Origin of the sequence: Nemorincola caseinilytica (assembly GCF_039540515.1) — a bacterium.
Lineage (GTDB): Bacteria > Bacteroidota > Bacteroidia > Chitinophagales > Chitinophagaceae > Nemorincola > Nemorincola caseinilytica.
The window spans coordinates 42,345-59,724 of the sequence record NZ_BAABFA010000005.1; the positions used below are offsets into that span (position 1 = coordinate 42,345).

Annotated in this window: 12 protein-coding genes; 10 read left to right on the forward strand and 2 right to left on the reverse strand. The window is 51.9% G+C overall.

What is annotated here, in order from left to right:
* Nucleotides 1–37 precede the first annotated feature (37 nt).
* Nucleotides 38–1,576 (reverse strand): lysine--tRNA ligase, encoded by a 1,539-nt coding sequence (gene lysS / locus ABD843_RS02495; RefSeq protein WP_345078008.1) that lies wholly within the window; start codon nt 1,574–1,576, stop codon nt 38–40.
* 177 nt (nt 1,577–1,753) lie between these two features.
* On the opposite strand from lysS, the gene hscA reads away from it, so the two are divergent.
* The 3 genes from hscA (at nt 1,754) to ABD843_RS02510 (ending at nt 7,777) form a co-directional block, all read left to right on the forward strand.
* On the forward strand, nt 1,754–3,601 hold the full coding sequence (gene hscA, locus ABD843_RS02500) for a Fe-S protein assembly chaperone HscA (protein WP_345078011.1): 1,848 nt from the start codon (nt 1,754–1,756) through the stop codon (nt 3,599–3,601).
* Between the two features lie 236 nt (nt 3,602–3,837).
* Complete coding sequence (locus ABD843_RS02505; protein WP_345078014.1) at nt 3,838–5,103, forward strand: aspartate kinase; 1,266 nt, start codon at nt 3,838–3,840, stop codon at nt 5,101–5,103.
* A gap of 202 nt (nt 5,104–5,305) precedes the next feature.
* Complete coding sequence (locus tag ABD843_RS02510; protein WP_345078016.1) at nt 5,306–7,777, forward strand: AsmA family protein; 2,472 nt, start codon at nt 5,306–5,308, stop codon at nt 7,775–7,777.
* Between the two features lie 7 nt (nt 7,778–7,784).
* Here ABD843_RS02510 and ABD843_RS02515 read toward each other — a convergent pair whose 3' ends face one another.
* On the reverse strand, nt 7,785–8,384 hold the full coding sequence (locus ABD843_RS02515) for a hypothetical protein (RefSeq protein WP_345078019.1): 600 nt from the start codon (nt 8,382–8,384) through the stop codon (nt 7,785–7,787).
* Nucleotides 8,385–8,712: 328 nt separating this feature from the next.
* On the opposite strand from ABD843_RS02515, the gene ABD843_RS02520 reads away from it, so the two are divergent.
* The 7 genes from ABD843_RS02520 (at nt 8,713) to ABD843_RS02550 (ending at nt 17,300) form a co-directional block, all read left to right on the forward strand.
* The gene (locus ABD843_RS02520; RefSeq protein ID WP_345078022.1) at nt 8,713–9,711 is read left to right on the forward strand and encodes a DHH family phosphoesterase; all 999 of its coding nucleotides are present in this window, start codon (nt 8,713–8,715) and stop codon (nt 9,709–9,711) included.
* A gap of 32 nt (nt 9,712–9,743) precedes the next feature.
* Nucleotides 9,744–10,712 carry an FKBP-type peptidyl-prolyl cis-trans isomerase gene (locus tag ABD843_RS02525; protein WP_345078026.1) on the forward strand — a complete coding sequence of 323 codons (969 nt, stop codon included), beginning with the start codon at nt 9,744–9,746 and terminating at the stop codon, nt 10,710–10,712.
* A 64-nt stretch (nt 10,713–10,776) separates the two neighbouring features.
* On the forward strand, nt 10,777–12,084 hold the full coding sequence (locus ABD843_RS02530) for an FKBP-type peptidyl-prolyl cis-trans isomerase (protein ID WP_345078029.1): 1,308 nt from the start codon (nt 10,777–10,779) through the stop codon (nt 12,082–12,084).
* A gap of 123 nt (nt 12,085–12,207) precedes the next feature.
* Nucleotides 12,208–13,011 carry an energy transducer TonB gene (locus ABD843_RS02535; RefSeq protein ID WP_345078031.1) on the forward strand — a complete coding sequence of 268 codons (804 nt, stop codon included), beginning with the start codon at nt 12,208–12,210 and terminating at the stop codon, nt 13,009–13,011.
* Between the two features lie 77 nt (nt 13,012–13,088).
* Complete coding sequence (locus ABD843_RS02540) at nt 13,089–14,030, forward strand: MBL fold metallo-hydrolase (RefSeq protein ID WP_345078034.1); 942 nt, start codon at nt 13,089–13,091, stop codon at nt 14,028–14,030.
* A gap of 69 nt (nt 14,031–14,099) precedes the next feature.
* On the forward strand, nt 14,100–14,612 hold the full coding sequence (locus ABD843_RS02545) for a GtrA family protein (RefSeq protein WP_345078037.1): 513 nt from the start codon (nt 14,100–14,102) through the stop codon (nt 14,610–14,612).
* Between the two features lie 87 nt (nt 14,613–14,699).
* A complete protein-coding gene (locus ABD843_RS02550) occupies nt 14,700–17,300 on the forward strand; it encodes a M1 family aminopeptidase (RefSeq protein ID WP_345078040.1) in 2,601 nt (866 codons plus the stop codon).
* Nucleotides 17,301–17,380 lie beyond the last annotated feature (80 nt).

Below are 17,380 nucleotides of genomic sequence, written 5' to 3' on the forward strand. Positions count from 1 at the left end.
GGTGCTAATGTCCGCGCGGTCGCGCGGGTATTGCGGCTTAAGTAATACTTACATTTACAGCTGCCTGTTTTTCGGGGCGCATCTGCGGGAAGAAGAGTACATCCTGTATAGATACATTGCCGGTGAGAAGCATGGCCAGGCGCTCTATACCGAAGCCGATACCTGCCGTGGGTGGCATACCATACTCCAGGGCGCGCAGGAAGTCGTGATCGATGAACATGGCCTCGTCGTCGCCGCGCTCCATGAGGGCCACCTGGTCTTCGAAACGCTTACGCTGATCGATAGGGTCGTTGAGCTCGCTGTAGGCATTTGCTATCTCCTTACCGTTTATTATAAGCTCGAAACGCTCTACCAGGCCGGGTTTGCTGCGGTGCTTCTTGGTGAGGGGGCTCATCTCTACGGGGTAGTCGGTGATGAAGGTGGGCTGTATGTAGTGGTGCTCGCACATTTCGCCGAACAGCTCGTCTATGAGCTTACCACGACCCATAGATGCATCTACATCTATACGGTGTTTCTTGCAGAGGTCTCGAAGACCGTCTTCGTCCATATCACTAATATCGGTGCCGGTATGTTGCTTTATTGCATCGTATATGCTCACACGGGCATAGGGCGCTTTGAAGTCGATACTTGTACCATTGACCTCGGTCACAGAGGTGCCGTTGGTGGCTATGGCGGTCTGCTCCAGCAGTTGCTCGGTGGTCTCCATCATCCAGAGGTAGTCCTTATAGGCCACATAGAACTCCAGGATGGTGAACTCGGGGTTGTGGGTGCGGTCCATACCCTCGTTGCGGAAGTTGCGGCTGAACTCGTATACCCATTCGAAGCCACCTACTATGAGGCGTTTCAGGTAAAGCTCGTTAGCTATGCGCAGGTAGAGGGGCATATCGAGGGCATTGTGGTGGGTGATGAAGGGGCGTGCTGCCGCGCCACCCGGTATACTCTGCAGCACAGGGGTGTCCACTTCCAGCGCACCGCGCTCGTTGAGGAAGGTGCGGATGGCATTCTTCATCTTGGTTATCTTCACGAAGGTGTCGCGTACGCCGGGGTTAACGATGAGGTCGGCATAGCGCTGGCGGTACTTGAACTCGAGGTCGGTAACGGCATCGAACTGCTCACCATCTTTCTCTTTTACTACAGGTAGCGGATGCAAGCTCTTGGAAAGCAGCGTGAAAGACGTGGCATGTATAGATATCTCGCCTGTACGGGTGATGAAGACAAAACCCCTTACGCCTATGATATCGCCGATGTCGAGGAGTTTTTTCCAAAGCATATCGTAGGCCGTCTTGTCTTCGCCGGTGCATATCTCGTCGCGTTTTACATATACCTGTATGCGGCCGGTACTGTCCTGTAGCACAGCGAAATTGGCCTTGCCCATATCGCGGACGCTCATGATGCGTCCGGCAAATGATACTTCTTTATATTTATCTGCTGTCTCTTCGGTATAGTTCTCCTTTATCTCTTTGGCAGTATGTGTGATATGGAACAATGGGGCAGGATAGGGGTCTATACCCATGGCCTGTATCTCCGCCAGTTTTTCGCGGCGTACTATTTCCTGTTCGCTAAGTGTTGCTTGCATGATCGCAAAAATATAAGATAAAGACCTGACCACAAAGAGGCCTCTCTCCCAGCCCTCTCGCAAGGAGAGGGAGGTCTTACGTCCGCGCTGTCGCGCAGTTATATTAATGCCCCTATAAGCATACTCAATGGCAGTACGCAGGGGTTATAGTACCTTTGGCGCTTCAAAACAGAGATAATGGGCAAAGTAGCCATCAACATAGCGACCGGAAGTTTACAGACAGAAGAGATAATAGTAGGTATAGACCTGGGCACTACCAATAGCCTGATAGCCATAGTACGCAACGATACCCGCCAGCCACTGGCCCTGAAGGAGACCGATGGGCTGACACTGGTGCCATCGATAGTTCACTTTGATGAATATGGGAATACGACCGTGGGCAATGCCGCACGGGAAAAACTGGTGGCCGAGCCGGAACGTACCATATATTCGGTAAAGCGGCTGATGGGGAAGTCTTACAAGGATGTAAAGGGAGAGACGAATTTCTTTGCTTATAATGTGATAGATGATGATACCGATGCGCTGGTGAAGATACAGGTGGGGCAGAGGTTCTACTCGCCCATAGAGCTATCGTCTTATATACTAAAGGAACTGAAAGGAAGGGCAGAACATATACTGAAGACCACCATCACGAAGGCGGTGATAACGGTGCCTGCCTACTTTAACGATGCACAGCGGCAGGCCACCCGTGATGCCGGCCGACTGGCAGGGCTGGATGTACTGCGTATCATAAACGAGCCAACGGCGGCCAGCCTGGCCTATGGGCTGGGTACGGGCACCGGCAAAGAGCGTACCATAGCCGTATATGACCTTGGTGGCGGAACGTTCGATATATCGATACTGACGATAAGCAACGGGATATTCGAGGTGCTATCGACCAATGGCGATACCTACCTGGGAGGCGATGATATGGATAATACCCTGGCGCAATACTGGGCCGGGCAGATAGGCGCCGACAAGACCGACAAACAACTGATGCAGCTACTGCGTGTAACGGCAGAGGAGGCAAAAAAGCACCTTACAGATAATGATAGCTTTACCGGGGAGATAGCCGGGAAAGCGATGAGCGTGACCAAGGCACAGTTCAATGAACTGATACAGCCCCTTGTGGACCGTACCATGACGGCCTGCGCCAATGCGCTGCGCGATGCAGGTGTGCGTAAGGAACAGATAGATGCCGTAGTGATGGTAGGTGGCAGCACGCGTGTGCCGCTGGTAAAGGAGAGCGTGAAACAGTTCTTTGGGCAGGATGTGTATGACAAGCTGAACCCTGATGAGGTGGTAGCGCTGGGCGCGGCCGTACAGGCCGATATACTGGCCGGAAAGAATACCGATATGCTGCTGCTGGATGTGACGCCGCTATCGCTGGGGATAGAGACCATGGGCGGGCTGATGGATGTGCTGATGCCCCGCAACTCGAAGATACCTAACCGCGCCGGCCGCCAGTATACTACCCAGAAGGACGGGCAGAGCGGTATGCGGATATCGGTATACCAGGGCGAACGCGACCTGGTAAGGGACAACAGGAAGCTGGCAGAATTTAACCTGACGGGGATACCTGCCATGCCTGCGGGCCTGCCGAAGGTAGAGGTGAACTTCCTGATAGATGCAGATGGCATTTTGCGCGTGAGCGCGACCGAACTGCGCAGCGGTGTGGCACAGACGATAGAGGTAAAACCGCAATATGGCCTTACGGACGAGGAGGTGGAAAAGATGCTGCTGGACAGTCTGACCCATGCCAAGGAGGACATAAGCACCCGCGCACTGGTAGAGGCCACTACAGAAGCAGAGCAGATGCTGGAGACGACAGAGAAATTCATAGTGAAATACAGCGAGGCGCTGCAGCCGGAAGAGCTGACGGCCACCCGCGCACAGATGGAGGAACTGCGCAAGGCGATAGCTGCGGCTGATAAGGATGCCGTACAGCACCATACAGAACTGCTGAACGAGGTATCGCGGCCATATGCAGAGCGTGTGATGGAAGGTGCGCTAAAAGATGCTATGAAGGGGAAGAAGGTGATATAGAATTAGGAATTATGAATGGGTGTTGGGAATTAGGTATTAGGAATTAGGTATTAGGAATTGGAGGTATTGGGTAATTCAGGTTCCTGTCGTCTGTTTCATAAGTTGTTAGCATTTATATTCGCATTTCATATTCTTTTCTGCCTTACACATATTATTTCTATAGCTCGATCGATCTTGATTTTCCAATTCCCAATAACTAATACCTAATACCTAATAACCAATTCCTAATTCATAAAGTGAAAGTTTACAAATTCGGAGGGGCATCGATAGCAGATGCGGGCAGGATGACGGCCCTGTTGCCCATAGTACAGAATGAGAATGAACCATTGCTGATAGTGATGTCGGCATTGGGCAAGACCACCAATGCACTGGAAAATATACTGGCCCATGCCTGCAAGGGAGACATGAAGGCAGCACAGGCATTGGCAGATACCCTTATAGACCAGCATATGACCTATGCCCTTGCGCTGCTGGATGATATGCATTTTGAAATGGCTAAGAAGGCCCTGGCCACATTGGCCAATGAACTGAAGAAGGCGGTGGGTGATGCGGATGCAGCTTTTTATGATCAGTCTTATGACCAGGTGGTATGCATGGGCGAACTGCTGTCGACCTGCATGTTCCATCATTTTTTATTGCAAAATGGAATGGACGCGGAGTGGGTGGATGTGCGCAAGGTGATACGCACGGACGATACTTACCGCGATGCGGCCATAGACTGGAACTATACCAAGCTGGAGGCCGAGGCCATAATAGGTCGCAAGCTGCGGCAGGGTAAAATAGTAGTGGTACAGGGTTTTATAGGGTCTACAGAGGCAGGTGCATCGGTGACACTGGGCAGGGAAGGGTCGGACTATACGGCGGCCGTACTGGCGGCTATGCTGCGGGCCTCGTCGGTAACGATATGGAAGGATGTGGACGGCTTTCGCAATGCAGACCCCAAGCTATTTGCCGATACGGTGAAGATAGAGGCCATATCGTATAACGAGGTGATAGAAATGGCCTTTTACGGTGCGCAGATAATACATCCGAAGACGATAAAGCCACTGCACAATAATAATATACCCCTGTATGTAAAATGCTTCCTGGATAAGGAACTGAGCGGATCGGTGATAAAGGGCGATACGGGTAATGTAGCGTATCCGCCGCTGATAGTGCTGAAGGATAAGCAGGTGCTGGTGCAGGTGACCACTCGCGACTTCTCCTTTATAACCGAGGACAACCTGAGCCGTATCTATGCCATCTTCCACGAGCTGAAAGTGAAGATAAACCTGATACAGAATGCGGCCATCAGCTTTGTGGCCTGTATAGACGACAGGGAGGACAAGATAAAAGCACTGCTGGTGGCGCTGGGCAAGGACTACAAAGTATCTATAAATGAGTCGGTGAGCCTGCTGACGGTGCGCCATTACACGCCCGAGATATTCTTTGGGCTCACGAAGGACAAACAGATACTGCTGCGCCAGGAGACCCGAAAGACCCTGCAGGCCGTAATGAAATGATGCTCAGATAGATAGTGTGCAAAGAGGAATAGTGGCTACATACAGCCATTGTTAAAAACTGCGTAAGCGATAGTTTTCACGGTAGATAAATGGTAAATTGCATATAGGCGGCCGCTAGCAGTAGCCGGTCAGTATCGTGCGTTAGCCTGAATGACCTCCTAATAATGGGCGGTCAATGACCCTCTTCACAAACTTCTATTGCATGCGTTGGGTAAAGCTGGTACTAAAGGTCGTAGGTTCGCTGGTCGCTTTGATGCTCATCCTCTTCGTATGCATAGCCATATATGTACAGCGCAATAAGGAGCGGGTGTTCGGGTATGTACTGGAACAGCTAAAAGACAACATAAATGGTGAGCTGCATATAGGGCAGATGGAGCCGCATATACTGAGGAGTTTCCCCCATGTAACTGTAGAGTTGGAGGACGTTTCGCTAAGAGACAGCCTGTGGCAGACCCATAAGCGCGATCTGCTGCGGGCAAAGAACATATTCGTGGCAGTGGACCTGAGGTCGCTGCTATCGGGCAAGCCGCGCATACGTCATGTGAACGTGGAGAATGGCAGGGTACACCTGTATACTGATAGTACCGGTTATGGCAATGCGAGCATCTTTCGTAAAAAGGAGAAAAAGAAAGATGGCGAACAGAAAGAGTTGCCACGGCTGGGGCAAATAGAATTGACGAATGTAGAGCTGCTGATAGAGAACAAGGTGAAATTCAAGGACTTTCATTTTGTGATACACAAGGCGGCATCGGAATTGGAATACCGGCCCACAGGCTGGGATGCGCGCATACACCTGAGTGTGCATGTAAAGAACATGATGTTCAATACCAACAGGGGCAGCTTTCTGAAAGACAAACGTCTGAAGACCCATCTTACGGCATCGTACGATAACAGGACAGAGACGGTGACCGTACCCATGCGCCCCTTTATGCTGGACGATGATAAGGTAGAGATAGGCAGCACCATAGTGGTGAAAGAGTCCCCGGCCACCTTTATCATAGATATAAAGGCCAATGGCATCATGTATAAGAATGCCCTTTCCTTCCTGACGCCGCCCATAGTGAACAGGCTGGATAAGTATGATCTTAAGAAAAAGATAGATGTGCAGGCCGTACTGAAGGGGCATGCCAAGTACCGCGATACGCCCTATGTGACCGTGACATGGCAGGTGAAGGATAACACCTTCATGACGGGCGATGTGGCAATAGAGCACTGCACATTCACCGGCATCTACAATAACGAACGTGTGAAGGATGGCGGCTATAAGGACGATAATGCCATCATAGAGTTGAAGGGGCTGACAGGGCAGTGGCATGGCATACCCTTCAGGGCCGATACGATAAGCATATCGAACATAATGAGGCCGGTACTGCAGGGGCGCTTCCGGTCCACATTCGATATGAAGCAGGCCAACGCACTGACGGGAGGTAGCAGTTTCCGGTTCGACAAAGGAAAGGCCGAGGTGAACATACTGTACAAGGGCGGGGTGTACCGCAGCGATACCACACGACCCTATATGTATGGCACCATAAAGGTAAGCGATGCGGGTATGACCTATGTGCCGCGCGGGCTTATATTCAGCAATAGCGGGGCTACGCTGCGCTTTGGCGGTAGCGACCTTTTTATAGATGATGCACGGCTACAGCGTGGCAATACGGTGCTGAACATGCAGGGCCGGCTGCTGAACTTTCTGAACTTGTACTATACCGACCCACGGAAGATAATATGGGACTGGCAGCTACAAAGCCCCCAGATAGACCTGAACGAGTTCGTACCCTTGCTGGCAGCACGAAAGGCAGTGCAGGTAGGGACCAATACCACGGGTACGGCCAGGCTATCGGATCAGTTGGATAGATTTCTGGATGCAAGTAGTGTGAGGATGAATGTGCGGGTAGATAAGCTGACGTACAGACATTTTACGGCAAAACAGCTAAGGGGCGATGTGGAAATGATAGGGGCGGACATAGCGCTGAAGAACGTGAGTGTGGAGCATGCCAATGGGAAACTAAAGGTGAATGTGCATGTAAAACAGGAGGCGGACAGGATCAGCTATACCCTGAACACGACCGTGGAGCATGTGGATGTGCGGCAATTCTTCACGGCGTTCGAGAACTTTGGGCAGAGCTCTATAACCGACAGGAACATAGGCGGCAAGCTATCTACAGATATAGAAGTATCGGGAGCGCTACGGCCAAATGGCGAGCCCGTACCTTATTCCATAAACGGTACTGCGGCCTTCAGGCTGGAGGGTGGTACGCTGATCGGTTTCGCTCCGCTAAAGGCCATCAGCACTTTCGTGTTCAGGAACAGGAACCTGGATAGTATCGCCTTCCGCGATATCGATAACCGTTTTACGATACAGGGAGATAAGATCACCATTCACCCGATGTTCATAGAATCGAACGCCATAAATATGCATGTGAAAGGTACCTATGCCATAGGCAAGACGGGTACCGACATACTGATGGACATACCGCTACGCAACCCCAAGAAGGATGAACTGGTGGTAGACGACGAGCTGCGGCAGGAGCGCAGTATGCAGGGTATAGTGCTGCACCTGAGGGCCGTGGACGGCCCCGATGGCAAGGTGAAAATAAAATGGGCATCGAAGGAGGACAGGAAAGAAAAAAGCGACCGTCCTGTAAAGAAACGATCGCTATTTGGTGGCAGGTGAGGCGGCGCTACGACCGCCTGCGTTGGCCGAGTATCACCTCGCCCTCATCTTCCTTATAGTCGCTGAGCTCGTCGAGCATGGCCTGTATCCTGGTATCCCATTTGGCCTGCATAGGCTGGTTCAGCGAGTGCTGGGTCTCGCTATCGTAGCGGTCCTGGCATTCCTCCCATTCGCGGAAGTAACGCTCCAGGCGGTCGTCTATGCGGTCTATATTGCCGCGGCTCACTTCCTCGCGGAACATCTTCCTTATTTTACGCGCATACACCTCGGTTATGTCGAAATGCTTCTGTTCGTGCGAGAGGCCATAGGTACCTGCCCTGCGGTTCATCCATTCCACATCCAGGTCGCCGGAGTGTTTGGCATCGTAGTAGACCATCCATGATGAGTCGCGGTTGAAGAGTGCGGGTACCTTGTAGGTGAGCTTGTAGCCATCGGTATGGTATTCGGGTTCTATACCGCTCCATGTCTGACCTGAATATTCGTTGGTGTTCCTGTGATGGGCCACTTTCTGAAAATCCTCCATGGTGAGCTTGCGGTCCTCAGACCAGTGGATGATCTTGTTTTTCGGTTGGCCCAGCAGCATGGCCAGCATCAATAAATGTATCATATTCATTTTCCTTTTTCCTCTTTTCGGTCTTCACATAGAGCCTTCTAGGCTGGAGCCCCTCCCGACATCCCCGATGGGGAGGAGATGGGTTGTCAATTTCCAGTGATATAAAAATGGGTGTGCCGTCTTTTTTGAAGTGTATGCAAGTTACATTAGTAGTATATAATGAAATGCTAAGGTTTGTCTGAACAATGATGCGAAGGATGGAAGGGTAAGGGAAGTAAATGTGTAAACAAAACAATAACTTTTGACATAACAGGGAGAAACCATATTTTTGCAGCCCCAAACCCGGTGCTCAATAATAAAAGCGTGGGTGGGGACTACCCAGATGCTGCCGATACACGACGCTTTACCTTTACTGAAAGATCCGTGCAAAGTTTTTATCACCACCCATCACAAGCCCGATGGGGATGCGATAGGCAGTATGCTGGCGCTGTATCACTATCTGGTGGGCAGGGGCCATACGGTGACGGCTGTGGCGCCCAGCGAGGTGCCGGAGTTCCTGAGGTGGATGCCCGGCTGCAATAAGCTGGTGAACTACGAGGCGCAGTCCGACACAGCAAAGAACGCGCTGAAAAATGCCGATATCATCTTTGGGCTGGACTTCAACGACTTTAACCGTACCAAGCATCTGGAGCAACTGGTGGAAGAGCTGGACAAGCCGAAGATAATGCTGGACCATCACCTTTTTCCCAAACCGCAGTGGACGTACGGCATCAGCATGCCGGAGAAAAGCAGCACATGCGAGGTGGTGTATGACTTCATAAACCTGTGCGGCGATAATGCCCTTATAACAAAAGATATAGCCACCTGCATGTATGTAGGTGTGATGACAGATACGGGCTCGTTCAGGTTCCCGGCCACTACGGCCAGCGTACACCTGATGGTGGCCGACCTGATGACACGCGGTATAGACCATACCCGCATACATGAGGAAGTGTATGACTCGTGGAGCGAGGGGCGCATGCGCTTCTTGGGGTATGTGCTGATAGAGCGGATGGAGATCTTCCGCAAGTATGATGCGGCGCTGATAACCTTGTCGCGCAAGGATATGAACCTCTTCAATGTGCAGAACGGCGATACCGAAGGGCTGGTGAACTACCCGCTGAGCATAGCGGGCATAAGGTTCGCGACCCTCATTACCGAGCGTAGCGATGAGGTGAAACTATCGTTCCGCAGCAAGGGCAATTTCGACGTGAGTAAATTCGCCAGGCTGCATTTCGATGGAGGCGGTCACTTCAATGCATCGGGCGGACGATCGAAAATGAGTTTTGAGGAAACAATTTTACATTTTAAGAGAATTTTGTCGGATATTCACCCAAAATAACATAACAAAACAATTTAATAAAAACTAAGAACATGACAAAGAGGATCATTCCTATCGCTTTACTGGGCGCAGCTACACTTGGTATCACTTCCTGCGGCGGTGGTAAAGGTGACTTCAAAAAAGTGAACGGCCTTGAGTACAAGATCGTGAAGGATGTAGAAGGCAAGAACGCAGCCATAGGCGACATCATAGAGTTCCACCTGGTGGCAAAAGTAGACACACTGACAGTGGCCGACTCTTACAAGCAGGGCCAGGCGCAGATAACCAAGTTGGACAGCGCCCGCAACATAGGCGACCTGGTGGCGATATTCCCCCATATGTCGGCCGGCGATAGCGCGATAGTGAACATATCTTGCGATACGATACTGAGCAAAATGCCTGCCGAGCAGATAGGCCGCGTGCCAGAGTGGATGAAGAAAGGCAATACCATAAAGATATCGGTGAAGCTGGTATCGGTAAAGAACGAAGAGGAGTTCCAGAAGGAAATGCAGGCCAAGCAGGCAGAGCAGATGAAGAAGATGGAAGAGCAGAAGGCCGCGCAGATGCCGCTGGACGACCAGAAACTGCAGGAGTACTTTACGAAGAACAACCTGAAGCCGCAGAAAACAGCATCGGGCGTATACTATATAGTACACAAGCCGGGCGCAGGCGCACAGATAGCCAAGGGCATGACCGCGAAAATGAAGTATACCGGCAAAACACTGGAAGGTGTGGCGTTCGACTCTAACATAGATACTGCGATAGGTCACCACGGTACCGACCTGCTGACCTTCCAGGTGGGCATGGGCCAGATGATACCCGGCTTTGACGAGGGTGTACAGCAGCTGAAGAAGGGCGCTAAGGCCACCCTTTACCTGCCTTCGCCACTGGCATATGGTCCTAACAGCCCCAGCCCGCTGGTAGCTCCTAACTCGATACTGATATTCGAGGTAGAGGTAGCAGATGCGTCAGCGGCTTCTGCCCCATCGCCCGACATGTCTGCGGCAGCGCCTGGCAGATAGTCGATCTTTTAACAAGATGGCTAACATAACCCTTGATATATTTACACCAAATGTATTTGCTCAAATGAAGATAAGAACTAAAAAGACCCTTTTACCCCTGATGGCGGCGGTAGGCATGGCCGGCGCTGCGAATGCACAGACACCCGCAGCAGATGGTTATACCGCACTGCCCAGCGGCATAGAGTATAAGGTAATAAAGAAAGGCGATGGTACCCGCAAGGCCGGCATTGGCGACCAGGTAGAGATGTTCATACATGTATACCTGGGCGATAGCGCCATCTTCGACTCGCGCAAGATGTACAATGCTACCCAGCCTGTGCCTGTGAAGATGACCGCACCTACCCGCAACGGCGACCTGATGGAAGGCTTTATGATGCTGGCCGCAGGCGACAGCGCCCTGCTGACAGTACCTGTGGACACACTGCTGAAAGGCAATGCACCGCAGATGCCCGGCATGAAGCCCAGCGTTGGCCAGAAGATGGTGTACCAGGTACAGGTGGTATCGGTAAGGACGGCAGAGGAGCAGAAGAAGTATGACGAGGAAATGGCCGGCAAACAGAAGGGTATAGATGAGCAACTGCTGCAGGAGTACTTCAAGAAGAAGAAACTGACACCGACAAAAACGGAAAGCGGACTGTACTACACTATAACCAAAAAGGGCACGGGAGCTAATGTAGCTGCCGGGCAGATGGTGAACGTGAACTATACAGGTATGCTGATAAACGGTCAGAAGTTCGACTCTAATACCGATACCGCCTTCAAGCATGTGGAACCCTTTACCCTTACGGTAGGCAGGGGCCAGGTGATAAAAGGCTGGGACGAGGGTCTGCAGCTGCTGAGCAAGGGCACCAAGGCCACGCTCTACATACCATCGGCACTGGCATATGGCAGCCAGGACAGGAGTCCGCAGATACCTGCCAACTCTATACTGATATTCGATGTGGAGATAGTAGATATAACCGATCAGGCCAGTATAGACGAGAAGAAGATAAAGGACCACCTGGCGAAGAACAAGATAAAGGCCACCCGTACACCATCGGGGCTGTATTACACTATATCGCAAAAGGGCCTGGGCCCGAATGCCGCAAAGGGTAAGAAAGTGACGATGAACTATACAGGCCGCCTGCTGGATGGCCGCGCGTTCGACTCGAACACCGACCCCAAGTTCGGCCATGTGCGTCCGTTCGACTTCACGCTGGGTATAGGTCAGGTGATACAGGGCTGGGATGAGGGTGTGCAACTGCTGCAGATAGGCACGAAGGGCACGTTCTACATACCATCGGCACTGGGCTATGGCCCCAGCGGCAGCGGACAGCAGATACCACCTAACTCGGTACTGGTTTTCGATGTAGAACTTACAGGAATAGAGTAACAGTAATTTATTTCTTTGATATAACAGAGGCGCCGATCAGGACGCCTCTGTTTTTTTGCGTATGGCGTTTATGGAAATTCATGGGTATGCGCATCTTATGAGTGAAACCTAAAACGAACTATCATGGAGATCAACGCCCTAAAGAATGCCGACTACCTGGATATCATCTTCGACAACCGCAACAAGAGCTATGGAGGCTACCAGCTGCGCAAGAGCTATGGTCAAAGGGTAGGCAAGGCCGTGGCCATATTGTATGGTGCACTTGCCGCCATCATTCTGTATGGCCTGCTGCACAAGCAGGATGTACAGGCTACCACCGAACGAATACTGGACGGGACCATACTGACGGATGTGTATGTTGCGCCACCGCCTGTAGTGGTGCCGCCACCGCCGCCGCCACCGAGGGCTGTAATGCCACATGCGCGGCCTACAAGGCTTTTGACCGACCCTGTGGTGACCGATGAGCCCATACCGGACGACAGGCATATGGCCCATGCCAGCGACCTGACACATGCCAATGTGGGGAGAGGGAATGTGATAGGAGAAGAGGGGGACATAACCCCCGATATAAGGCCCGGCGGCAGCAACACCATAACGCCACCGGCCGATACACGGCCCGATAAACCGCTGACCTATGTAGAACAGATGCCTGCCTTCAGCGGAGACCTGCAGGCCTATCTGGCGGCCCATATCAATTACCCGCATGCGGCCAGGGAATTCGGGATAGGTGGTAGGGTGATAGTATCTTTTGTGGTGAACGAGGATGGCAAGATAACCGATGCGCATGTGGTACGCGGCATAGGCGGCGGTTGCGATGAGGAGGCCCTGAGAGTGGTGAACAGTATGCCACCCTGGAAGCCCGGCAGGCAGAACGGCAGGGCCGTAAAGGTTATCTTCAACCTGCCTGTCGTTTTCGAGCTGCAATGATGTGTGCTGTACGGTGAGGTATCGGTAACGGGGATGTATGTATTCCTGCTACCGGCATTTTTGAGTATGTTTGGTGTATGCGAAGGTACCTGTATATAGTGGCAATGATGCTGCTGGCGCATAGCGCACGGGCACAGATTTATGTGCTGGGTGTGGCGCAGGATGGCGGCTATCCGCATGCAGGCTGTATCAAAAAATGCTGCGCTGATGCATGGGCGAGCAAAGACAAGCGCAGGTATGTGACCAGCCTGGCATATGCCGACAGCGCCAGCGGTAAATGGTGGCTGCTGGAGGCCACGCCCGATATAGCGGCACAATTGCAATATTTCAGCGAGCTTACGCGTGGCAGATATAAGTATCTGCCCGATGGTATCTTCGTTACTCATGCGCACATAGGGCATTATACCGGCCTGATGCAACTGGGGCGCGAAGTGATGAATACCAGGGATATGCCGGTATATGTGATGCCGCGCATGCGCCAATACCTTACCGACAATGGCCCATGGAGCCAACTGGTGAGGCTGGGCAACATAAAGCTGGTGGACATAGCGCAGGTGATGGACAGTGCCGACATGGCCGGGAAGAAAAAAGCAGCATATGACCTGGCGCCCGGGGTGGGTGTGTACGCCTTCAGGGTGCCGCACAGGGACGAATATTCGGAGACGGTGGGACTGGGCGTATGTACGAGAGAGAAGAACTACATCTTCATTCCTGATATAGATAAATGGGAGAAATGGCAGACGGACATACGCAATGTGGCCACGGCAGCCGATGTGGTATTGATAGACGGTACCTTTTACCGAGACGGGGAATTGCCCGGTCGTAGTATGAGCGAAGTGCCGCACCCCTTTGTACAGGAGACGATAAAGTTATTCACGGAAGGTATGCCGTACCGGGCGCGCGGCAAGGTACATTTCATACACTTTAACCATACCAACCCACTGCTGTGGGATACTGCAGAACAGCAAAAGGTGATGAAAGCCGGTTTCCGGCTGGCCGAACAAGGGGAGAAATTATAGGCCCGGGCATGCGCAGATACATGCCATGTAGGGCAAATGTGCTATATTTGCGGCAATTTTACTTGAACCTTGCTGTCTGCCGCCAGAAATATCATTAATAAGACGATAGACTTCTTTCATCCTCCCTTTGCCCGTATCATACCGCTGCAGACATTCCGGTACCTGGCATGCGGCGGTACCAATACCGTACTTTCGCTTGTACTATATTCCTTTGCATTCAATATTATCCTGCGCAGGGAAAGCACGCATATATATGGCAATGTGAACATAACGGCGGCCGTAGGTGCACAGATCATATCGTTCTGCGTCAGCTTTCCCATAGGTTTCATGCTGTCGCGTTATATAGTTTTCCCCGAGTCGAACATAAGGGGGCGCAAGCAACTGTTCAGGTATGCGCTGGCCACGGCCACCTTCATCTTGCTTACCTATGTGCTCATCAAGACCTTTGCCATAATGCTGCCCATGGTACGCGCCGATATATCGTTCGTGTTCATCAGTGTCATCACGGCCGTTCTCAGCTATCTTTCCCAGCGTTTCTTCACCTTCAAGACCACGGCAGAGGAAGAGCTGGGCGACCAGTGATCCTTTTTTTGTAACGCTATCACCTTTAATAAGGGATATGGTGGGGACGGTTTTTAATTACATTTGTCTTTCTTCAAGCTACGCTCAATGATCAGAAACATATTCGCAGGCCTGCTGCTGTGTGGTCCGGTGATGCTATATGCACAGGAACCTGTAAAGGACAGTACCGTATACCTGGACACGCTGAGGATATCTGTACCTGCAGGCCCCATGCCTTACCAGGCCTCGGCCACACGCGTGTGGGACATCGTCAATACCCGTATAGCGCTCTCCTTCGACCGCAAGGAAAAGACCGCAGATGCACGGGAGTGGTTAAAGCTGCGCCCTTATTTTTACGCTACAGACACCATGGAACTGGATGCGAAAGGCATGCGCATGGATAGTGTGTTGCTGGTGAGTAAGAAAGGTAATACACCACTGCGGTATACCTATGAAAAGGACAAGCTAAGGATAACATTTGACAAGACATATGCCGCTACTGATACGGTGACGCTGTATCTTGTTTTCAAGGCTATGCCGTATGCTTCCAAAACGGGAGGCAGTGCGGCCATTACCGATGACAGGGGGCTATATTTCATAAATACCGATGGACAGGCGCCCAACAAACATGCGCACATATGGACACAGGGCGAGACCGAGGCGAACTCGCACTGGATGGTGACCATAGACAAGCCCAACAGCCGCCATACCACGCAGATAGAACTGACCGTGCCCGATAGCCTGACCACCCTGAGCAATGGCGCACTGGTGAAACAGGTAGTGATGAAGCCTACCGGTATGCGCACCGACATATGGAAAATGGATATGCCCATACAGGTATATGCTACCATGTTCGCGATAGGGAAGTACAGTGTGATAAAGGATAAGTGGAAGAACAAGGAAGTGAGCTACTATGTGGAGCCTGAATATGCGCCATATGCGCGCAAGATGTTTCAGCATACGCCGGAGATGATGGAGTATTTCTCTACCCGCACAGGAGTAGCCTACCCATGGAACAAGTACAGCCAGGTGGTGGTGAGGGACTATGTATCGGGGGCGATGGAGAATACTACGGCATCGCTGTTCGGCGAGTTCATGAACCTGACCGACCGTGAGCTGATGGACAAGGAGAACGAGGATATAGTATCGCACGAGCTGTTCCACCAGTGGTTCGGCGATTATGTGACCTGCGAATCGTGGAGCAACACTACGGTGAACGAGTCTTTTGCCAACTATGGCGAGCAACTGTGGCGTAACTGGAAACATGGTAAGGTATCGGGCGCGGAGCTGGCCTGGAACGATCTGCAACTGTATATAGCTGCATCGAGGGGCAATGATCCGCAGCTGGCGCGCTTCTACTACGACAGCAGGGAGGAAATGTTCGATGCCATATCGTACAACAAGGGTGGGGCAACACTGCACTACCTGAACCGCCTTATAGGTGATGCGGCCTTTGACAAGGCCATGAAGCTGTACCTGACACAGAACGCACTGCGATCGGCAGAGGCGCATAACTGGCGGCTGGCAGTAGAAGAGGCCACAGGGCAGGACTGGAACTGGTTCTTCAACGAATGGTATTACCATGCGGGCCACCCTGTGTTGAAGGTAGAGCACAACTATGACGATGCGGCGCAGGTGCTGAATGTAAAAGTGAGCCAGGTACAGGAAGACTCGGTATTCATGTACAGGCTGCCGCTAAAGACGGCGGTGATGTATGGAACGGAAGAGACGATAGTGGACTGGGATATAAATAAGCGTACACATACATTTTCCTACCCATACCGCAATGGTGTGCGCCCTGTAGTGATACCCGACAATGCGCATGTGCTGCCCGGCGAGATAAAGGAGAACAAGAAACCGATACATTGGGCAATGCAATATGGTGCGGCCAAAGACCATATAAGCCGCAGGCTGGCATTGAACGCGGCAGGTAAGGCTATGTCTGACAGTGCATCGCAGGCCATAATAGATATGGGCCTGAACGATAGTGTATACCAGTTGCGTAAATATGCACTGGGGCAGATAGAGCGGGCGCAGAGCGATAAATACCGCAAACGCTGGGCCGCCAGGGTAACCGATATAGCTGCCAATGATGATAACCGCCAGGTGCGCGCTGCGGCCTTTGATGTGCTGGCCGCATGGAAAACGAACGCTGCAAAGACCGTTATGCTAAGAGCTGTGAACGATAGCTCATACATGGTGGCAGGCGCTGCACTGGAGGCACTGGACAAACTGGACAAGGATACAGCATATGCGATAGCCAAAAAGCTGCTGGCCACTAAGCCCGGCGGTGCGCTGGAGAGCGTGATATGGACCCTGATAGGTAAGAAGGGGACCGATGAGGATGTGGCCCTGTATGAGGCGAACGCAGCCGGGGCGTATCGCAAGAAGATGAGTTTTGGGATGTCGCTGGGGGCGTATATGAAGAACGTGAGCAGCAATGAGGCATTTGGCCGGGCTGCCAAAGTATATGCCGACATTACGGTGTGGGAGACCAGTAAAATGACCCGTACTATGCTGGGGGGAAGCTTCTTTCAGACGGTGGGAGAGTACAAGGGCAAGCTAAAGGACGAAGATAAGGATGTGGCCGCAAGGGCCGGCACCCGTATGCCGCTGCTGAAGACCGCTGCCGGACGTATAGCCAAGATGGAAGGCGATGAGGAGCAGAAAAAGAAATATGAAGAAAAAATGAAAGAAAATTTTGAGTGATAGACCCCTAAGGGTGGCGGCATGAACGGCGGGGTAATACCGTTCAGCCGCCTATGGCTGATATACTCATAAGTATGTGA